The sequence below is a fragment of the Arsenophonus sp. PmNCSU2021_1 genome, from assembly GCF_036919435.1.
Classification (GTDB): domain Bacteria; phylum Pseudomonadota; class Gammaproteobacteria; order Enterobacterales; family Enterobacteriaceae; genus Arsenophonus; species Arsenophonus nilaparvatae.
Genome location: NZ_JAZHPL010000011.1, coordinates 408,338 through 425,166 on the forward strand (window position 1 = coordinate 408,338; position 16,829 = coordinate 425,166).

At 46.3% G+C, this 16,829-nt stretch carries 26 protein-coding genes and 1 pseudogene; 2 read left to right on the forward strand and 25 right to left on the reverse strand.

Translation table 11 applies throughout. From position 1 onward, the window contains the following. Nucleotides 1-35 precede the first annotated feature (35 nt). The 17 genes from V3224_RS27960 to V3224_RS28040 all read right to left on the reverse strand — a co-directional run bounded on the left by V3224_RS27960 (nucleotide 36) and on the right by V3224_RS28040 (nucleotide 12,950). The gene (locus V3224_RS27960; protein ID WP_334472983.1) at nucleotides 36-287 is read right to left on the reverse strand and encodes a hypothetical protein; all 252 of its coding nucleotides are present in this window, start codon (nucleotides 285-287) and stop codon (nucleotides 36-38) included. 5 nt (nucleotides 288-292) lie between these two features. Beyond that, nucleotides 293-544, reverse strand: coding sequence for a hypothetical protein (locus V3224_RS27965; protein WP_334472984.1), 252 nt, complete (start codon nucleotides 542-544; stop codon nucleotides 293-295). A gap of 22 nt (nucleotides 545-566) precedes the next feature. After that, the gene (locus V3224_RS27970) at nucleotides 567-2,450 is read right to left on the reverse strand and encodes a phage tail tape measure protein (RefSeq protein WP_334472985.1); all 1,884 of its coding nucleotides are present in this window, start codon (nucleotides 2,448-2,450) and stop codon (nucleotides 567-569) included. An 84-nt stretch (nucleotides 2,451-2,534) separates the two neighbouring features. Beyond that, nucleotides 2,535-2,858, reverse strand: coding sequence for a phage tail assembly protein (locus tag V3224_RS27975; protein ID WP_334472987.1), 324 nt, complete (start codon nucleotides 2,856-2,858; stop codon nucleotides 2,535-2,537). Continuing rightward, complete coding sequence (locus tag V3224_RS27980; protein ID WP_041866670.1) at nucleotides 2,855-3,220, reverse strand: phage tail tube protein; 366 nt, start codon at nucleotides 3,218-3,220, stop codon at nucleotides 2,855-2,857. Before V3224_RS27980 ends, V3224_RS27975 begins: the two co-directional genes overlap by 4 nt. Further along, nucleotides 3,220-4,719, reverse strand: coding sequence for a phage tail sheath subtilisin-like domain-containing protein (locus V3224_RS27985; protein ID WP_334472989.1), 1,500 nt, complete (start codon nucleotides 4,717-4,719; stop codon nucleotides 3,220-3,222). The genes V3224_RS27980 and V3224_RS27985 overlap by 1 nt, the downstream gene beginning before the upstream one ends. After that, nucleotides 4,716-4,991 carry a DUF2635 domain-containing protein gene (locus V3224_RS27990; RefSeq protein WP_334472990.1) on the reverse strand — a complete coding sequence of 92 codons (276 nt, stop codon included), beginning with the start codon at nucleotides 4,989-4,991 and terminating at the stop codon, nucleotides 4,716-4,718. Before V3224_RS27990 ends, V3224_RS27985 begins: the two co-directional genes overlap by 4 nt. Then, entirely contained in the window at nucleotides 4,988-5,527 is a 540-nt protein-coding gene (locus V3224_RS27995) for a phage tail terminator protein (protein ID WP_334472991.1), read from the reverse strand. Before V3224_RS27995 ends, V3224_RS27990 begins: the two co-directional genes overlap by 4 nt. Next, the gene (locus V3224_RS28000) at nucleotides 5,517-6,050 is read right to left on the reverse strand and encodes a hypothetical protein (protein WP_334472992.1); all 534 of its coding nucleotides are present in this window, start codon (nucleotides 6,048-6,050) and stop codon (nucleotides 5,517-5,519) included. The genes V3224_RS27995 and V3224_RS28000 overlap by 11 nt, the downstream gene beginning before the upstream one ends. Then, nucleotides 6,037-6,420 (reverse strand): phage head closure protein, encoded by a 384-nt coding sequence (locus V3224_RS28005; protein ID WP_334472993.1) that lies wholly within the window; start codon nucleotides 6,418-6,420, stop codon nucleotides 6,037-6,039. Before V3224_RS28005 ends, V3224_RS28000 begins: the two co-directional genes overlap by 14 nt. Next, nucleotides 6,417-6,734 carry a head-tail connector protein gene (locus V3224_RS28010; RefSeq protein WP_334472994.1) on the reverse strand — a complete coding sequence of 106 codons (318 nt, stop codon included), beginning with the start codon at nucleotides 6,732-6,734 and terminating at the stop codon, nucleotides 6,417-6,419. Before V3224_RS28010 ends, V3224_RS28005 begins: the two co-directional genes overlap by 4 nt. Before the next feature lie 63 nt (nucleotides 6,735-6,797). Further along, the gene (locus V3224_RS28015; protein ID WP_334472995.1) at nucleotides 6,798-8,069 is read right to left on the reverse strand and encodes a phage major capsid protein; all 1,272 of its coding nucleotides are present in this window, start codon (nucleotides 8,067-8,069) and stop codon (nucleotides 6,798-6,800) included. A gap of 12 nt (nucleotides 8,070-8,081) precedes the next feature. Beyond that, on the reverse strand, nucleotides 8,082-8,939 hold the full coding sequence (locus V3224_RS28020) for a head maturation protease, ClpP-related (protein WP_334472996.1): 858 nt from the start codon (nucleotides 8,937-8,939) through the stop codon (nucleotides 8,082-8,084). Nucleotides 8,940-8,954: 15 nt separating this feature from the next. Beyond that, nucleotides 8,955-10,283 (reverse strand): phage portal protein, encoded by a 1,329-nt coding sequence (locus V3224_RS28025; protein WP_334472997.1) that lies wholly within the window; start codon nucleotides 10,281-10,283, stop codon nucleotides 8,955-8,957. After that, nucleotides 10,283-12,031 carry a terminase large subunit gene (locus V3224_RS28030; RefSeq protein WP_334472998.1) on the reverse strand — a complete coding sequence of 583 codons (1,749 nt, stop codon included), beginning with the start codon at nucleotides 12,029-12,031 and terminating at the stop codon, nucleotides 10,283-10,285. Before V3224_RS28030 ends, V3224_RS28025 begins: the two co-directional genes overlap by 1 nt. Then, entirely contained in the window at nucleotides 11,982-12,449 is a 468-nt protein-coding gene (locus tag V3224_RS28035; protein WP_334473000.1) for a phage terminase small subunit P27 family, read from the reverse strand. Before V3224_RS28035 ends, V3224_RS28030 begins: the two co-directional genes overlap by 50 nt. A 162-nt stretch (nucleotides 12,450-12,611) precedes the next feature. Further along, on the reverse strand, nucleotides 12,612-12,950 hold the full coding sequence (locus V3224_RS28040; RefSeq protein ID WP_334473232.1) for an HNH endonuclease signature motif containing protein: 339 nt from the start codon (nucleotides 12,948-12,950) through the stop codon (nucleotides 12,612-12,614). Between the two features lie 72 nt (nucleotides 12,951-13,022). Between V3224_RS28040 and V3224_RS28045 the strand changes: the two genes are divergently transcribed. Together V3224_RS28045 and V3224_RS28050 are read left to right on the forward strand one after the other, a co-directional pair. Next, entirely contained in the window at nucleotides 13,023-13,526 is a 504-nt protein-coding gene (locus V3224_RS28045; RefSeq protein WP_334473001.1) for a hypothetical protein, read from the forward strand. Between the two features lies 1 nt (nucleotide 13,527). After that, nucleotides 13,528-13,650, forward strand: a complete 123-nt coding sequence (locus V3224_RS28050) for a hypothetical protein (RefSeq protein ID WP_334473002.1) — start codon at nucleotides 13,528-13,530, stop codon at nucleotides 13,648-13,650. 2 nt (nucleotides 13,651-13,652) lie between these two features. On the opposite strand, the pseudogene V3224_RS30425 reads toward V3224_RS28050, so the two are convergent. The 8 genes and pseudogenes from V3224_RS30425 to V3224_RS28085 all read right to left on the reverse strand — a co-directional run. Then, nucleotides 13,653-13,781, reverse strand: a pseudogene (locus V3224_RS30425) (hypothetical protein); the annotation flags it as partial. Between the two features lie 105 nt (nucleotides 13,782-13,886). Beyond that, complete coding sequence (locus V3224_RS28055; protein WP_334473003.1) at nucleotides 13,887-14,288, reverse strand: hypothetical protein; 402 nt, start codon at nucleotides 14,286-14,288, stop codon at nucleotides 13,887-13,889. A 226-nt stretch (nucleotides 14,289-14,514) separates the two neighbouring features. Then, nucleotides 14,515-14,928, reverse strand: a complete 414-nt coding sequence (locus V3224_RS28060) for a lysis protein (protein WP_334473005.1) — start codon at nucleotides 14,926-14,928, stop codon at nucleotides 14,515-14,517. Nucleotides 14,929-14,969: 41 nt separating this feature from the next. Then, a complete protein-coding gene (locus V3224_RS28065; protein WP_334473006.1) occupies nucleotides 14,970-15,146 on the reverse strand; it encodes a hypothetical protein in 177 nt (58 codons plus the stop codon). 13 nt (nucleotides 15,147-15,159) lie between these two features. Next, nucleotides 15,160-15,297, reverse strand: a complete 138-nt coding sequence (locus V3224_RS28070; protein ID WP_334473007.1) for a hypothetical protein — start codon at nucleotides 15,295-15,297, stop codon at nucleotides 15,160-15,162. Between the two features lie 46 nt (nucleotides 15,298-15,343). Beyond that, nucleotides 15,344-15,916, reverse strand: coding sequence for a Rha family transcriptional regulator (locus V3224_RS28075; protein WP_334473008.1), 573 nt, complete (start codon nucleotides 15,914-15,916; stop codon nucleotides 15,344-15,346). A gap of 211 nt (nucleotides 15,917-16,127) precedes the next feature. Further along, entirely contained in the window at nucleotides 16,128-16,625 is a 498-nt protein-coding gene (locus V3224_RS28080; RefSeq protein WP_334473009.1) for a lysozyme, read from the reverse strand. Then, complete coding sequence (locus tag V3224_RS28085) at nucleotides 16,618-16,809, reverse strand: phage holin family protein (protein ID WP_015873861.1); 192 nt, start codon at nucleotides 16,807-16,809, stop codon at nucleotides 16,618-16,620. The genes V3224_RS28080 and V3224_RS28085 overlap by 8 nt, the downstream gene beginning before the upstream one ends. Nucleotides 16,810-16,829 lie beyond the last annotated feature (20 nt).

A 16,829-nucleotide genomic window follows, 5' to 3' on the forward strand; every position in this document is an offset into this window, starting at 1 on the left:
AATAAATGTGATTTTAATCAACAAATGTTATTGTATTACCAGGGCTTGTTTTTCAGTTCAACGGTGCGAAGTTTTTCCATTACATAATTGAAATAATTATCTGCATCGGATTTATTATCAAAGGAAATTCGCCTTAGATTACCACTTACATCAATCGAAATTTTAAAAGGGGGATTAGGATTTAGTTTATTAGGATAATATTTATCTATAGATCTTAGTTTAGATAGGCTAATAATAATGTCTTCGTTTTTATTATCTTCACGATATTTTATTCTTACAAATTTCATGATTGTCACTCCTTATTATTTTCTTTTGGTGATAAATCAATCACCTCTAATTTACTGGCTATATACTCGAAATAATCATCACGTTCTTTTGTATTTTTAAAAGATTTCCTTTCGGAAAAAATTAATATCTCAGGAAGAGATACACCTTCCCATTTTCTTATTTCTCCTATAGCCTCAAAATTAATCCCTATCGTTTTTGTTGGTTCATAGGCATTACCATTGTCGTAATTATCAACGTCTATTGTTAAAAAACTCATATGACTTCTCCTTTGTTTTTACTTACTGCCTGGAAAATCGGTTATAGCCGACATCGAAACTCAGCCAGGGTAGGGCATTACCAACGGGGGCGACACGCATACCTGGCGGAGTGTTTTCAAAGATAAATCTGACCTCACCGTCTCGTGGCTCAGTTTTGCTGAATGAATCCAAGGTATTTTTGGGTTCTTCCTTAAATTGCCAGTTACCCTTGTCATCTTTAAGCAAATGACTGTTGCCAATCATTGAACGACCAAACTCGCCCCAATCCCGCGCTGTCCGGAGGTTTTGAAACCATTCATTATCACCGAATGCGGCATTGAGACCTTTGTCGACAAGTGGTTCGACGCCCATCGATACCGCACCTATCAACCCGGCTTTTCCCAGTACCCCCTTGATGCCAGATGGACTGTTTTTAGCCAGTATTTTCATCTCACGGGTGACATTGCGAATCGATTTCACCATATTGACAGCCCATTTTGTCGTCACAAAAACCAGAATGCCTGCGAGCACGGTTTCCCAACCGCCTATCGCCTGAATAACGCCATCAATATCTTGCCAGACCGATTTAATAATCGGGCCGATCGTTTCCCAGTTGTCGACAATAAGTCCACCGGCTATGACCATTGACGTGACCAGTTTACCTAGCCTCGACATTTTCATCACACTGTTAAAAATCCGGAAAGCACGGGTGACTACGCCGATAGCGGTTGCGGTTCCCAACAGATAAACGCCCCACTTAGCGAAGGATTTAATCAGTTCTGGATTAGCTTTTACCCAGGTGCGAAATTGTTCAATCAATGGCTGGATTTTCTTTGTCATTTCGACAATAGAGGGTAAAAAAATTGACCCGATGCTGACACTTGCAACATGCATCTGATTTTTAAACAGTTGTATTGCATTTGCGGTAGTGGCGGCCCGAGCAGCATATTCCTTCTGCATAGATCCGCCGTACTTTTGTTTATCGGCGACCCTATCTAGGTTAACTTCCAGTAATTTAAGGTTGGTGAGCAGCGGCGCAATTGATCCCAGAGATTCAGAGCCAAACAAGTCATTTAATAATGCCATCTGATCTTTTTTAGGCAATTGTTCAAGGGCTTTCAGCACCATCAACATGGCGCCTTTCGCATCTTTCTGCATCTGTGCGGCCAGTTTTTTGGGGCTGATTTTTAAGGTGTGTAGCGCTACTTTTTGTGATTTTGTCGCTGATTTCCCTTTGGTTAACGCCAGCATAAAGTTCTTGATGCCGGTTGCCGCCACGTCTGACTCAACACCCATCCCTGCAATGGTTGCGCCAAGTGCTGCAATTTCGCCAGACGCAAGACCGCCAACTTCACCCAACGGGCCAATCCGTGTCACAATTTGAGAGATTTTCGCGGCATTGGCTGGCCCGTTGTTGCCAAGGGTGTTGATTTTATCGGCCAGCGAGACGACATCATTTTGCGTCAACCGGAAGGCGGTACGCCATTGTGCCATCATCTGCCCAGATTGCTCAGCAGTTTGGTCAAAGGCGATACCCATTTTTACGGCAGATTGCGCGAAGGACATTAGTTCTTCTTTTGCTATTCCTGCCTGACCACCTGCGGCCACAATCTGACCAATACCGTCTGCGGCCATCGGCAATGCTGTCGACAGCTTAAGAATATCTTCCGACATCTGTTTAAATTGCTCGGGTGTATCAAAATCAACCACCTTGCGGACATCAGCCATCGTCGACTCAAAGTCTATCGCCTGCTTGATAGGGCCAGCCATTGCGGTAACAACGCCAGCCCCTAATGCAGCAGCCCCTGCCAGTCCTGCGCTAAACTCCTTCTTGAAGGACTTCATTTCACGCCGCATTCCCTTTAACGGGGCAGAGAGCTTATCGACGGCAGTGATGATTGCTTTTAACTCAAAACTATTAGCCACCCTGTCGCTCCTCGTTGATGCGAACAGCCTCCGCTTCCAGATCAAAGAACTGGCTTAGCGGATGCTGGCGTAATTCAAAGGGGTTTATGCGCCAGAACCAGGCAACGTTGTAAAATCGTCGTCTGAGACTACTAAGTTCTGGGCACTGGTAAAAAAACTCACGATGGTCATCGAGGCGACAAATACATCATGTAACGATAACTGTTGCGCTGAAGAGCGTGGGATATTAGCCAGTTCAGGAAGATAAGCGAGTGCTGAGCGCGTATCCAGGCGTGTATCGCCTCGCTCCGAATAACTAAACGGAATACCAAATTTTTCTACCTGATCAAACGTGGGTTCCTGAATTTCCAGTACGGTGACTTTGTTATTGTGTACCTGAATCGGCTTACTTAGTGCTATTGATTTCATTGATAAAATCCTTCATCTCCGTGAAATTCCATCTCGACAGTGCCTTCATCAGCATTATGTGAAGATTCGCCGGATAGCCACGCGCCTGACAACACATAGACCATACCGTTAGCTAATTCAGCGGTAATGGTCATTTCATCTGCTGTCGTGAGTTTTTCTATCGGAAAACTTCGTTCAACTTTAAATTCTGCTTTGATATAAGGGGCACGATGCGTTTCTTTGTAATGCACACTGCCATCAATACCCACCAGATCTTCACGGATAACCGTATTCATCGGTACTTCTACACTGCCATTCAGTGAGAGTTGTTGACCATCTACCTTAAAATAGCAAGTGCCGCCTATTTTTCTTTTGCCTGTCATCACACCACCTCACCCTGGTTATATTGCAGCCTGAATTGATTCGCTAACGCAAATACCCGCAGTTGGTTGATATAATCCGCCGGAAAGACCACATCAATCCGATTAGGATCATTGGCGTTGCGCTCAACGATGAGATGCTGCCGAAAAGCGTCGAAATTTTCGACAATCCCTTCATTTTCCAGTTGGCGATAAACCGCACAGAGTTCGCCTTTAATCACCGCTGGCGTAGCAATCGCTTGCCCTGACCCAAATCGCGTACCATCACTAGCCAGTTTTTGCCGCCCGTATTTGCTGGTTATGACGGATTTTAATCGCCGCAAAACATAGGCACTGGTATAGAGTGTTTCACTGTCCAGATAGCTGTTATCGGCCACGCCGTAACTGTTTTTCTGGTAGGTCGTCACATCGCGCTGAATGCGTAATACGCCGCCTTCGACATTGGCGGTGGCGATACCGTGTGAAAGGAGGGATTGCTGCTCTGTCAGGGTGAAGCGCTTGCCAGACGGTGCGGGTAACACCCCGTTTAACTCGCCCGTGTGGGTCGGTCTCGCCGGGTCATTACGCAAAAATATCGCGCACCGTGCCAGTCGTGCCGCAACCAGTTCATCAAGCGCAGTTTGTGTCGCTTTCTCATAGCCTGCAATGGTGAGATGCGGATCATTAAGCGTGTCGCCAAAAGCGACCAGTTCACCGACCGTCCCTTTTTTGGCCGTATAAACATGGCCGTATAACTGTTGATAAGGACTCCAGCGACCGTTCGTGTCGTTCATCTCCGCACTCATCTTTTGCAAAGAAACAGCATCAGAGAAAGGCAATCCGATAAAATCAAATAATAAGTCACCCATTGCACTGATAACGCTATCCATATCGGGTGAGCCAACGCCACCACTCATGGCAGTAATGGTAATATTAAGACCGTGAGGCGTATTCTCACCGCCTGTCGGGGCATAATAGTTCATCATCAAAGGAATATCGTTACCGGTTAACCCTTTATGTTTCGCCGTTAAGCTGATTTTTTCAGCCGCTATTGTCGCGGTGACGGGTAAGTCCTCGTTATCGTTAATCGCCTTGCCAAGGGCGGTGGCAACCGTATTCGCCGTATCCGATTTCTTGACGGCCGCTAAAATACGTTGATTACCGATATAGAATGTGACGACACCGGAATCGGTTGCAGTGCCACTTATCGCAATCTCACCTTTTGCTTCAGTGCCTGTCGTTTCAGGTACGGCAATGACAAACAGTTCACCGACGGCATCAATCCGGCGATACGCTTGTACCATGCGGTGTAATTGGCTGCCACGACCGGCTAATTGTTGCATCATTTCTGCCGAGGGCATGATCATGGGTAAATTTAAGGTCATTTGTGCAGTGGGTAATGCATGACCAATAAGCAACGCCGGCCCACTGACTTGCATCGTATTGGCAGCACTGTTATCCATTTCGGGATAGAAGCCAGGCACACGCAGATTGGCGTTCACGGTATTAAAGCTAATGGTCATTCCTGCGTCTCCTCTTTAATAATTTTTTTTAATTTAGTTTTTACGGGATCAGTCGTTTCTTGCACGATGGTGGGATTATCAGATTGACTTACTTCTTCAATATCATCGTCCTGTTTCCTTCTGATCCAAAAAAGCGTTTTTTGAACCTGCAAACCTTCTTCGGGCAGATATTCCCCAAAATATTCTTGGGTATCGCGCATATATTGCGGAATAGGCACTTTTCGCCCGTGCTTGGGTTTTATAAAAACAATTTCTGGTTGGGTACCCATCATTTTATCTTCATCTCCAGATGCGATTTTACGTTGCCTGGCTGTTCGTTCAGGTCAATAGCAACGGTATGCAAATCGGGTAAATTGTTCAGGTCAGCATCGTGGCGGGTATCTTCGGCGTTGATGTCTGTTTCAGTATTAAATTTAAACAGGTAGTGATATTCGGCGCGGTTTGAATCGGCTTCCTCTGCACCGGCATAATTAATTGCACCACAACCCGGCTCTGGCTGCCAACCCAGTAATGCCCGCCAGATTTCAGACCTGACTTCATTTAATGTGTCGACAGAGGGATAGTGTCCCTTTTGATTACGGGCATTATTTAAAATCACCACGACATAAAAACTTTCGGTTAATGATTGCCAATAATCCGTTTGTGACCGTTGTTCACCGACAACATCTTCTCCCGGAATAACGTAAGCAGCGGGTAAAGCCAGTTTGCCGCAATCCGGTAAATCCTCATATTGAGAGACACTGCCTACTCTGTTTTCAAAACGGGGACACAAGGTTCGTAATGCCGCAATAATGGGACTAAGTTTCATGATCCTTTCCTTTTCGTCTCTCTGCCCGCAGTGATTGACGCAGTGCTCTCTTTAGCGTGTAGCTCGTCCAGCTTTTCAGCTGCGTTAACGTGGCGACCATGTAATTTTGACGTTTCTCAATACGCCAACCTCCGCGTTGGTGGTGACGTTTTTGTCGTTTGTGCTGTTTAGACATACCGCGAGAAGCGCTACGTACCCCGTAATGCAGAAAAACAGGATAAAAATCGCCTTCAATCGGTTTACTGCCGACACCGCGTTTCTGATTGGGGGCGATCTTAACCATTAACCCGGGTCGGCGTGATGTCGCTTTCGGAACGTAATAACCAATAGATCGCGCTAATCGTCCGGTTTGCCACCGTGGGGTTTCACCGGGTCGTGAACGGCCACCCCGCTTCATCAGTTGACGACGTGCGGCTTTCAGATGCATTTGACCGACTTTCACAAAAGCACGACGGATCCTGGCGCGATTAAAGACAAATTCTTTGGGTTGATGAAAATCAATATGGAGATTATCCAAAATCATTTCCCCTTTCTGGTTGACTGCGCATTTCTTCACAGGAAAAAGACAGAAAACGCCCCGCACTGTGGATATCAATAACGCCCCGTATGAGGTAGACGACACCGTTAATCAGTGCTTGATCACTTGAGTAAAGTGATTGTCTGTATCTCACAATGATTTTATGCGTGATGGTTTTGTTGATTTGAAAAGAATGGAGGCGAAGTGTGTCACTCACGGGGATCAATTTTCCCCAGACGGTATGCTCGTCTAGATTTGCTGTCTGTATCCCGCTGCCGCCTATCGGTTCATCCTGTCGCGTATAAAACAAAACGCGCTTATTTAACTCCCCGGGATCGGGGAAACGGGAATACGGTCTGCTATAATGCAGTTTCATAATCCGCTCAGCCTGTAGTCATCAACTAAAAACTTAAAAAACGGAAAAATAGACCACTGTTCCATATCGGATATACCTCCACGATGCTCATATAACCCGGTCACCAATAGCAACATACCCTGAATAATCGCCGCATTGATAACCAGGCCGTTAGGGTCATTTTTCGGTACGGAGGCTTTGTAGAGATGACGGTTAAGATGTGCGATGGTTTTTTGCTCTACGGCGGCGATATAACTATCAAGCAGCACATCTTCACTGTTATCGTTTAATTCAATCCTGCATTGTCGTTTGACCTGTTCTTTGTCAATAAACATGTTGGTTTATTTCCAGTAAAAAAATGGCCTACATGGGTAGGCCATCGAGTTTAATGTTGATGACTAGCCACCACTACCTGATTGACCGCCTTTCCCAGCCCCCCCTGCATTTGACGGTGCGGCAGGCGACACCGCTATTTTGGTTAAATCCCCTTTGATAAAGGCTTCGGGGCGGTAAACCGCGAGTGCCAGACGCTCTTCACAACGAATCGAGATCATGTTCTTCTCAAAATCATCGGTATTTTCGGTGCTAATCACCACGTTGGCTTCTTCACGGTCAAACAGTTGAGCACCTAAACTAAACGAACCCACCAGGAATTTATCTTTAAACTCAGTGGCTTCTGTGACAACAACGGGTAAGCCCCACAACGTCGGTGTCGTCAGGGCTGCCGGATTGGAGAGGAGATAACGCCCCAGCGTATCCTTGATAAGTTCAATCTGTGCCCAGTTAGTAAAGTGCAACACATGGCCTGTCGCCGGGATCCGTGCCAGTTGCGCTTGTAGCATGGCAAGCCGCAGATCATCAATCGCGGTGCGATGTGCCGGTGTTAATTCCGCTTTGAATGCTGTGGCCTGAGTAAAGATCCCGTTCAGGTTTAAACTGGTACCGTCACCGAAGAGAATTTGCTGCTCTTCAACGTATTTCAGGCCATAACGTAGCTCCATATCGATAAGGGAGGCCAGTTGCGAAAAGTCATCCAGAATTTGCTTGGAGGCTTTAAACATATGGGCAATCGTGCGAACGGGGACTGTTGCCTCTTCAAATTCAATCGTGCTATAGGGCTTCGCGGTATTTTCCGCGACAGTCTTGGCATTATTGGTAAATCCTTTCTGCTTCACGTAATAAATCGTGTTACTTTGCGTCTTTCCACTGGCAATCAAATCACGAATAAACAACCGTTGCTTCGGCTTGGTCAAGATGTCTGATTGACGGTCGGGGGCGACAATCGTTCCGGTGACATCCGATGAAATAAGTGCGGCGTTAATCGGCGCGACTATCCGTTTGCTGGATTCCATGCCCGATCCTAAAGCCTGCACGACCTCCATACCAACCACCTGTTGACCGATAGAACTCACCACGTTCAACGCATTGGCGACGGGCATTTGGGCAATATGTTGTTCAACTTCGCCTACCTGGGCTTTCAGGGTTTTTTCTGCTTCGCGTAAGGCGTTTAATTCGACCGCCATTTTATCAACGGCCGCCTTGGTTTCTGCGGAAATTTCACCGGATTTTTGCGCTTCTTTCAGGGCTTTCTCTGCCTGGGCGCTATATTTGCTGCTGGCTTCTTCAATAGAAGCCGTTACTTTCTTAAACATTTCATTAATATCAGACATATTGTCTCCAGTTTAATGGGGTATCGACACCAGACGACGCAAGGCATTATCCAGTTGTGTCACGGTCTCGGAAGAAACATCAGGGGTAGCGGACAGCGTACCGTGATAGGGCGTGATAGCGCTCGGCATATCACCCCGTAAAGCTTTAAATAATCGTCGCCGTTCAGCGCGAGGTGTATTGGTTTTCGCCAACAGAGCATCCAGTTTTCTCAGTGCGGTGGTAGGCGAATCGTTATCCTGTTGTGTGCTATCAGCGGGCAGGAAGGCATCCGCAAACCCTTTCTCCACCGCTTCGCCGCCATTAATCCAGGTTTCACTATCCATCATCGCGGTGATCGTTTTTTCATCCATCCCGGTTCTGGCGACGTAAATATCCCGCATGGCAAAATCAAAGGGGGTCATTTTTTCGGCAATGTCGGCAAAGTCATGGCGATTACCGACGGCCATACCCCAGGTGTTGTGGATCATCAGAAAAGCACTGCGCCCGATTTGTATCTCATCGCCTGACATGGCAATGATTGAAGCCGCAGAAGCCGCTAATCCCAATATTTTTACGGTCACTTTGCCCGCATATTCACGGAGTTGATTGAAGATAGTCAGCCCTTCAAACAGATCGCCACCCGGCGAATTGATATTGACGGTGACATCTTGACCTTCCAGTGAACGCAATATTGCGCCAATCCGTTTAGCGGTGATCCCTTCGCCTGCCCAATCCTGCCCAATCGTCTCAAATATCGATAGCGTATTATCATCCTGGCTTGATGCCCTGATGCTGCTGTTCCATTTTTCCAATGCTGACGGTGAAATTTCACTGGTCATTTTTGGACAGGGAAAAACCGCCGGTAATCCCGGAAGTGCATTTTTTTTCATCGGGAAAAACTCCAGTTATTCTGTTTCTTGCTGGTTGCCAGTCGGGTGATGAGAAGGGTTTTTTTCAGGGAATAACCAAGCACTTAGCGCGGCTCGTGCTTTTTCGCCGTCATTTTCCTGCCCCAGTTGATTGAGGGGCGTCAGGTTCAACTGAACGGTATACAGGTCTCCGCCATCAATCGGCGGCAGATTTTCCAGTCTCCGCACATCATTGCGATTCATCCAGCCATTTTGTAGCGCGGTCGTGTAATAAGCCGCTCTACCACTACTGTCGGTTCTGAGCAGTCCTTCAACAGAAAATTCCGCAAAATAATCCTCGTCATTATCCAGCAGACAGCGGGCGATTTCCTGTTCAATATTGACCAGTAAGGGCCGTAAGGTATTGGTCAGGAAAATCAGGTTCATCCCTTCCACGCTCGAAGCCCAACTGCTTTGTTTTGTAATATGACCGACCATAAACGGCGGAACGCGACACCAGCGGCAGATTTCTTCGACGCTATGATCGCGGCTTTCCAGCATTTGCGAGGTTTGTGGATCGAGGGTGATACCATTAAATTTCATTCCAGCTTCCAGCAGCATCACTTTGCCGGTATTTTCTGACCCTGAAAATCGTTCAAGTTCTTTATTAAACGTTTCTCGTTGCTCCTTGCTGAGTAATTTGTCGAAAGTGACAAAACCGGATGCCGACATGCCTTTCTGGAAATACCGCGCTGCCGTTGTTTCGAGTGACATCGCGGAGCCAAATACCTCACGACCGGTTTTTAACGGCATCATGCCGCAAATGCCGTCTAATCCGAACCCCCGTATGTGCATCATGTCATTATCTGCAATCACTCGCGGTTTTAATGAGGAATAACCGGGCTTGCTGTCGTGGGTATAATGGTATTCCAGTCGCCCGTTATCACGCCGTTTAACAATGATATTTTGGGGTAATAGTGGGACGAGGGAGACCAGACGCTGACCGACCTTCTTTTTTTCAACAAAGGCATTACCGCGTAAACACAAGCTGGCAACAATCATTTGGATAAAACGCGACGGTGTCATTTCCAGGTTGGGACGACGACACAGGACAGGATAAGCAGGGTGTTGCTGTGCGAGGCTGCGTGAACCATCCGACTCACGGTGATAGAGTTTGAGCGGTAACGTGGATATCGATTCACTCAGCAGACGCACACAAGCCCAAACCGCAGAAAGTTGCAGGGCTTTATCCGTTGTCACCACTTGTCCGCTCTTACTCTGGCTATAGTCATGAAACGATGACAGCGTATCCGTTAAATTCTGTGGCACCCCTAGCCAGTTGAGCACCGCGCTTTTAATTTTACCCGGAGATTGATGTTTTTTCACTACAGTCCTACCATAATCGGATTGGTTAAAAAGCCATCCAGATCGCCGCTTTCTTCCTCAACAACCTCGGCGGCCCCGATGGCCATCGCCAGTGCTACCACACCGTCAATACGTCCGTTGCTACGGCGTTTGCTAAAAACACGATTGCCGTTTTTATCTTCTTCAATAACCGTATTCGCGGCGTTCCAGCGTAGACAGGGGTTGAAATCAATACGTAATTCGCCACCGAGAAGATGCTGCTCAAACAATTCAATGGATCGCGGCATCCAAAGTCTGGATTGTTTTGATTTGCCGAAGCCTTGTCCGTGCGGCGTTAATAGCGTATTCACCCCTTCGTTTTCCAGTTCTGGCCGTAAATAATCAATATGATACGCATCGTAGGCAATACGATTGAGGGTATAGCGTGCGGATAATTCGGCTATCCGTTGGGCAACAAAGCTCAGATTAATCGCATTCCCTGGCGGGGCGTTAAGATAACCCGCTCGCAACCAGGCATCGTAAGGCACTCTGTCGACCCTGGCACGCTCCAGTAAGGTGTCTTTCGGTGTCCAGAACTCGACATAAGCCACTTTTTCTTCCGGCCAATAAAGCGCCAGCGCCGTTAAATCCTGCTTGCCGGATAAATCCAGGCCACCGTAGCAGGGGGAGTTTGCCAGCGCCGCTAAATCCAGCGAGGTCTCCTCACACGCTATCCAGCTATCACTATTAATCCAGGGATTCTCAGCATCGACCCACTGACAGAAATTGAGACGACGAACCAGGCTCTCTTTGGCGGGCATCCCACGGGCTTGCGTGACTTGCTCCTGTAAATAGCGTTCGCTGAACGTATGCCCTAATGAGGGATTCGCTTTTTTCCAACAACCGCTATCTTTAAAGGGGTCATCGCCTTCGTCCAGCGAACAGATAAATGCGAAAAAGCTATCATCTTCAATGCTGCCCTCTGCCACTTTACGTCCGTATTCGTGATAGTCGTAACACACACTGGTTTTGTTGTGGCCGCTATTGGTGATCATGAAAATCAATGCCTGTTGGCGGCCTTTTGTGCCTGCCCGCATCATTTCAACGACCTGATTACTTTTGTGTTCGTGAATTTCGTCAATCAAGGCACAGTGAGGACGCGGGCCGGATTGCCCATCATCGGCACTGATAGGCCGAAAAAAAGCACGGGCTTGTAAGAATGCCAGATTCCATTCCTTACCCGCCCCACCGGATTTCTGGATACGTTCGGCCAGCTTTGGCGATTGGTCTACCATCGCGACGGCGTCACGAAACAGGATCATCGCCTGGTCTTTTTTGGTGGCAGCGGCGTAGACTTCGGCTCGCGCTTCATTATCGGCAACCAGGCAATATAGCCCTATCCCCGCCGCCAGCGGCGATTTTCCTGATCCTTTTCCGGCTTCAACGTAGGCCATACGAAAACGGCGTTGTCCTTCGTTGTTTCGCCAGCCAAAAAGGGAGCCAACGATAAAACACTGCCAGGGGAGTAAATTAAACGGTTTGCCTTCATAGATACCGCCGTTCAATTTCAATACGTTGGAAAAAAAACGGATGGCACGCTGTGCGGATCCGACATCCCACAACAGACCCCGCGTATTACCCGTCGATAAATCCCGCAAGTGACGTTGACAGGCATGACGAATATCGGGGCCAGCAAGCTCCTGACCTGAAACCACCAAGGTGGCATAGTCGGTAGCTAAATCAGTGAGCGAAGAATTCGTCGAGTTCTTCGGGGTCTTTTTCTTTGTCATGTGTCCTCACCTTGGTTCTTGCCGCGGGTGTTAAGCCAAATTCAACCAGATAGCTTTTAAAGCGTTTATCGGCATCTGACAGCATCGAAACGGCGGGATTCGCCTTGATTAATACGCCGTTTTGAGAATGCACCTCAAACGTTTCACCGTTGGTCTCTATCAAGGTGCGATACCGCAGGATCTCAGCGTAAATATCACACAGCCTTTCCAGCGCAAAAGCATCGGCGATCGTTAATACGCCCATGCCATTTAGCAGCAGTGTTAGCCGTTCCCAGGTTTTTTTTGCCGTATTGGATAAGTGTTTTGGGGGAGGGGCTGAATAGGATGGTGGGGTAGGCTCTGCGCTATTGAGCGGTCGTCTACCCGGATTACCGGCGATTATTTTACAGGCAGTCGGTTTAGGTCGTCTTCCTGCCATAAATACGTCCTTTTTTGTTAAATAAAACCATCAATTTTAAAATATATTTATTTTCAATAAGATAAGGCGCGATCAAAAAAAGTTTTCATTTCGCGACTGTGCGTACAGAGGGGGCCCTCAGGTCAGTAAGCTTTATTTACTGGAACTTTTAACCCACCCTCCCTATTTATTCTGTTGATACCAGTGACTATTGGGATTACTCGGCATCCCGTTTTCATCACAGCCAAAGCCCTTGTTACCTTTTTCCATCCGTTGCTTGGTTGTGTTGTGATGCTGAACACAGAGTGGTTGCCAGTTCTTTTCATCCCAGAATAGTTTTTGGGCTATCTTCAATTCTTCTGTCGTCTTAGCCACGCGCAGACGATGCGGTATGATATGATCAACCACGGTTGCCGGATTGATGAAATTATTGGCTTGACACATGGCACATAAAGGATGTTTGGCAAGAAATGCCCGCCGCGCTTTATCCCAGCGAGAATTGTACAGTTGGGTTTTCTTCATAAGGACAGCCATGTTTTAGAGGAAGGTCTAGGAATTTGGCTGGGCATATTCCATCATCCGTGTTGATGTTTCATGCAGGATGGCATCTGTTATATCCCAACAACAAAAGGAATAATCAAAGTGATAACTGAATTCTCTGCGGCTATGGTCGCTCTTAAAGAAACTATTAGTCTTGCGAAAACCATAAGTGAAGCTAAAACTGATGCGGACGTTAAAGCAACCACTTTTGAACTACAAGGAAAACTTTTTAATCTTCAATCTGACTGCTTAGGTCTCGGTGAGGTGATCCAATCGCAAAAAGAACAAATAGCGCATCTCAAAGCAAAAATTACCGAGTTTGAAAACTTTGCACGCGAGGCTGAAGGTTATATTTTGAATCAACTTGAAACAGGTACATTTGTTTATTCTAAAAAGCAAACTGTGAATGATGCGGAAGTAAGTGTGCATCTTTGCCCATATTGCTTCACAAAGAAGATAATATCTATACTTCAACCAGACCTGAAGGCCTATTGTAATTCTCATTGTCCCTCCTGTAAAAATAATTACGAGATGCAAAAAAGAGAGATAGGTCTCTAATATGAAATGGTATCCAATTATTAAAAAGCTAAGCACCATTATGAACGCTTTTGTGATTTATTCACTTGGCGTCTCAGGTAACGGCATCCAATGGCTGGCTGTGCACGTTTTCTGGATACCTTGACAACAATCTGCATGGTGAAAGTGGTAATTACCAAGATAAATACCGACCAGACATTCTTTTCTATCCTTGCGATAAATAAGTACTTTATTGTTTATCTCTGGCATACGTATACAACAATCAATCCAGTTCATTCATTCTTCGCTTCCTGTTGATGAGACAAGACGACTTGCCGCACATAGTCTTGCAAGCCGTTTATTTGCTGCTCGGCAATCTCAATTCTATGTCGGAGGATGAAATCAACAAAAAGCCCGAACATTGTCGGGCTTCCGTACTCTGCGTATTGCAAGATGCTTAGTTAGCGCATCTTCTGGTTCCATTACTCTTAATCTTGCTGCTAGGCACCCCATGCTTAATCCGTACATTTTTGCCGTATCTTTAAAACAAAGGGTTTTACCAAAGGCAGTGATAAATCTATTTGTTCGCTTGTTCCTTGCTTGCTCATGCGCCGTGGCCCATCGGCAGTTGGCAGGACCATATCCTTGGTTATTATCTATTCTCTCAATGGTTGTACCATATGGCCTGCGCCCCATATCAGATAAAAAATTCTCAAATTGAAGCCACCTCTCATCAATCATTATCCCTCTGCCACCATAAGAAGGGTAATTGACATTTTCGGGGTTGCAGCAGCGGCTTTTCATGTCTTCCCAGGTGAAATATTCAGGAGTTTTCTTTCCGGCTCGAGCATGTCCGTGTTTTATCTTTAGGCATCCACAAGAACGAGTATTACCACTAGTGAGATTACTGTGTCGGACAACAGTTTCGTTACCACACTCGCAGAGACACAGCCACATTTGTTGATTATGCTTATTTTTACCTGCGGAGCAAACCACTGTTAAACGCTCAAATACCTCTCCCGCCAATAAATTATTTCTTATTAGTCTCATCAATAATTCGCCTTATGTAATCCTGAAGGTATTTTATTTTTGCTTGGTCGCTGATGATTCCAGATCTAATATCGAGAACGTTTCGTCCAGCAATTGAAGAGAGTTCGATGGTTCCTGCATGGCCCAGGCTGCTGGGGCTGGTAGTACTGATTGGACAGTTACCTTTGACGAGCACCCGCCCGCCGCTATTAAGCTTACGACGCAAATCATCATTCTTAGCTTGCACATCGGCTAATTCCTTAGTGTGTCTGGCATCCAACGCTGAGATGGTCTGCATTTGATGGTTTAACTGCTCAAATGCAACTTGCTGTTTTTCCCTATCCGATACAGCAATCTTTCGTGCTTTCTCAGCATCATAATACAGTGTCCGGTAATACAGGGTTGCGCCTAGCATTGAGGTCAGTAGCAAAGCGATAATAAGAGGAATTTTCCAGTTCATTTTTCTACACAATACGCTATACCGTTAATCGCCCTTGCGGTTTCAAAATTTAACTCAAATATGGCTTTCGCTTTTTCGCACCGCTCTTTTGATGAAAATTCCTGACTACTCACTGAGGCAAAATCAGTCTCTGCAAAAGGGGCTGCATACATAGCAAAAATTAATATCCACATGGAGTACTCCTCGTTATCTTTTGATTTGAGGCTGATACCTTCCAGCCCAGACTTTGGCAACATGTAGGCAATCGGCAAAAATCTTACCCTTTGCGCTAGCTGCATTACGGCGATAATGTTCTAGTGCCACGTCTGCACTAATTCGTGCCACTGATTGCTCGTACCCCTGCTTAACGAGTTCAGTTACTACGTGTTTCTCAATGAATTCGATATAGTTCTTCATGCGGTTTTTTCTCCTCATCTATATCAGGAAAATCACCCAAGTCGCAGAGCTTGAATTGAATAAGGTCTTTCACCAGTTGTTCAGCTTTTTTAATTGATTTTTTCTCTTTCTGGCGTAGCGTCATCAGATTGCTACCTTTTTGGCCGTGCTCCGTGAAAGAATACTTTTCAGCCAGTGCGACCCGATCTTGCATCTGCTTAATGGTGAGTTCTGTTAAACCGGACAAGTCGAGAAGGTTAATATCTTGACCACCTTCTAACTCAGTCATCCTGTCGAACACGGTGGCCTGTAGTTCGTAACTGTAGCTCATAGCCATCAAACAGGCTTCACGCTTGGGGAAGCGGTAGCAAGGAAGATCACGACCGGTGCTGTCTTTGTACTGAGCAAAAAATTTTGCTGAGTGCTCGCCTAACACTTTCGGTACTTTTGTTAAAAAGCTTCTGTGTTGTAATTGTCTGTATTTCTTGCAAGGGAACGCCAATCCTTCACTTTTTGCTTTTGATGCACGGTCAGCGTTAATGTAGTCGATCATTTCAAGGCTACTCATGGTAGGTTTTCTTGATACAGGTAGTACTATAACATTTGAATATTGCATTGCGTTTTCCTTTTGAAATGAACCTTTGCCGCACAGGAAATCAGTCCATCGAGGCTCGCCAGCACTAACCGACTTCCTCAAAGGCTCATTTCAAATGGTTCAGGTTCGATGTGATTCTTTACGCAGCGGGGCGTATAGAAAAGCCTTGAACGATAACCAAGGCTCATTGAGTTGGATTGATTAGTGCATTTGGATTTAAACAAAGTTCCCGTTCTACCTCCCGGCGTTTAATTAGCCCGTTTGATAGCTTTCCTTCATCGTATTTCCATCGTCGCATCTGGTCACAAGCGCCTTGAATATCTCCGGCATTCAACTTTTTGAGTAGCGTTGAATTGGTAAATGCTCCACTGCCGATGTTATAAACAAATGAAGTCAAGGCGGCTTTTTGTAAATCGGTGAGCGGCACAGTAACATAACGTTCAACGGTAGAGTGTGCTACCTGCAAATCCTGCTTCATCAAATCGTTGCATTCTTCTTCGCTATAAATTTCCCCGAGCGTAACGTCCTTTCCGGTATGACCGTGACAGACGGTGAGCACACCGCCACTATCACGATAAGGTTTATAGCGCTTACCTTCGTGCCACTGCACCAGGACGGCAGCCAGTGCTAGTACACCTCCTGCCGTTGCCGCCAGAAGGCGTTTTTTAAGTTGGCTATTCATTAAGATTTCTCGTTCGATAACGATATTCCTTGTGTCGGTAATACCAGTTCAGTCCAACAGTCAGCACTGAACAGATAATACCCGTCACCAGCGCCCATTCACTAAGCGATAGCGCACCGCATAGAAACGTCGTCGCGCTGGCACCATAGGCAGTGCCCGTTGTGTATTTTTCAATGTTATTCATAACAGATGTGCTTATTTTAA

Excerpts from the sequence above, each read along its gene's own strand:
- V3224_RS27960 (WP_334472983.1), bottom strand. The coding sequence starts at position 287 with ATGAAATTTGTAAGAATAAAATATCGTGAAGATAATAAAAACGAAGAC.
- V3224_RS27965 (WP_334472984.1), bottom strand. The coding sequence starts at position 544 with ATGAGTTTTTTAACAATAGACGTTGATAATTACGACAATGGTAATGCC.
- V3224_RS27975 (WP_334472987.1), bottom strand. The coding sequence starts at position 2,858 with ATGAAATCAATAGCACTAAGTAAGCCGATTCAGGTACACAATAACAAA.
- V3224_RS27980 (WP_041866670.1), bottom strand. The coding sequence starts at position 3,220 with ATGACAGGCAAAAGAAAAATAGGCGGCACTTGCTATTTTAAGGTAGAT.
- V3224_RS27985 (WP_334472989.1), bottom strand. The coding sequence starts at position 4,719 with ATGACCATTAGCTTTAATACCGTGAACGCCAATCTGCGTGTGCCTGGC.
- V3224_RS27990 (WP_334472990.1), bottom strand. The coding sequence starts at position 4,991 with ATGATGGGTACCCAACCAGAAATTGTTTTTATAAAACCCAAGCACGGG.
- V3224_RS27995 (WP_334472991.1), bottom strand. The coding sequence starts at position 5,527 with ATGAAACTTAGTCCCATTATTGCGGCATTACGAACCTTGTGTCCCCGT.
- V3224_RS28000 (WP_334472992.1), bottom strand. The coding sequence starts at position 6,050 with ATGATTTTGGATAATCTCCATATTGATTTTCATCAACCCAAAGAATTT.
- V3224_RS28005 (WP_334472993.1), bottom strand. The coding sequence starts at position 6,420 with ATGAAACTGCATTATAGCAGACCGTATTCCCGTTTCCCCGATCCCGGG.
- V3224_RS28010 (WP_334472994.1), bottom strand. The coding sequence starts at position 6,734 with ATGTTTATTGACAAAGAACAGGTCAAACGACAATGCAGGATTGAATTA.
- V3224_RS28015 (WP_334472995.1), bottom strand. The coding sequence starts at position 8,069 with ATGTCTGATATTAATGAAATGTTTAAGAAAGTAACGGCTTCTATTGAA.
- V3224_RS28020 (WP_334472996.1), bottom strand. The coding sequence starts at position 8,939 with ATGAAAAAAAATGCACTTCCGGGATTACCGGCGGTTTTTCCCTGTCCA.
- V3224_RS28030 (WP_334472998.1), bottom strand. The coding sequence starts at position 12,031 with ATGACAAAGAAAAAGACCCCGAAGAACTCGACGAATTCTTCGCTCACT.
- V3224_RS28035 (WP_334473000.1), bottom strand. The coding sequence starts at position 12,449 with ATGGCAGGAAGACGACCTAAACCGACTGCCTGTAAAATAATCGCCGGT.
- V3224_RS28040 (WP_334473232.1), bottom strand. The coding sequence starts at position 12,950 with ATGAAGAAAACCCAACTGTACAATTCTCGCTGGGATAAAGCGCGGCGG.
- V3224_RS28045 (WP_334473001.1), top strand. The coding sequence starts at position 13,023 with ATGCAGGATGGCATCTGTTATATCCCAACAACAAAAGGAATAATCAAA.
- V3224_RS28050 (WP_334473002.1), top strand. The coding sequence starts at position 13,528 with ATGAAATGGTATCCAATTATTAAAAAGCTAAGCACCATTATGAACGCT.
- V3224_RS28055 (WP_334473003.1), bottom strand. The coding sequence starts at position 14,288 with ATGAAAAGCCGCTGCTGCAACCCCGAAAATGTCAATTACCCTTCTTAT.
- V3224_RS28060 (WP_334473005.1), bottom strand. The coding sequence starts at position 14,928 with ATGCTAGGCGCAACCCTGTATTACCGGACACTGTATTATGATGCTGAG.
- V3224_RS28065 (WP_334473006.1), bottom strand. The coding sequence starts at position 15,146 with ATGTGGATATTAATTTTTGCTATGTATGCAGCCCCTTTTGCAGAGACT.
- V3224_RS28075 (WP_334473008.1), bottom strand. The coding sequence starts at position 15,916 with ATGAGTAGCCTTGAAATGATCGACTACATTAACGCTGACCGTGCATCA.
- V3224_RS28080 (WP_334473009.1), bottom strand. The coding sequence starts at position 16,625 with ATGAATAGCCAACTTAAAAAACGCCTTCTGGCGGCAACGGCAGGAGGT.
- V3224_RS28085 (WP_015873861.1), bottom strand. The coding sequence starts at position 16,809 with ATGAATAACATTGAAAAATACACAACGGGCACTGCCTATGGTGCCAGC.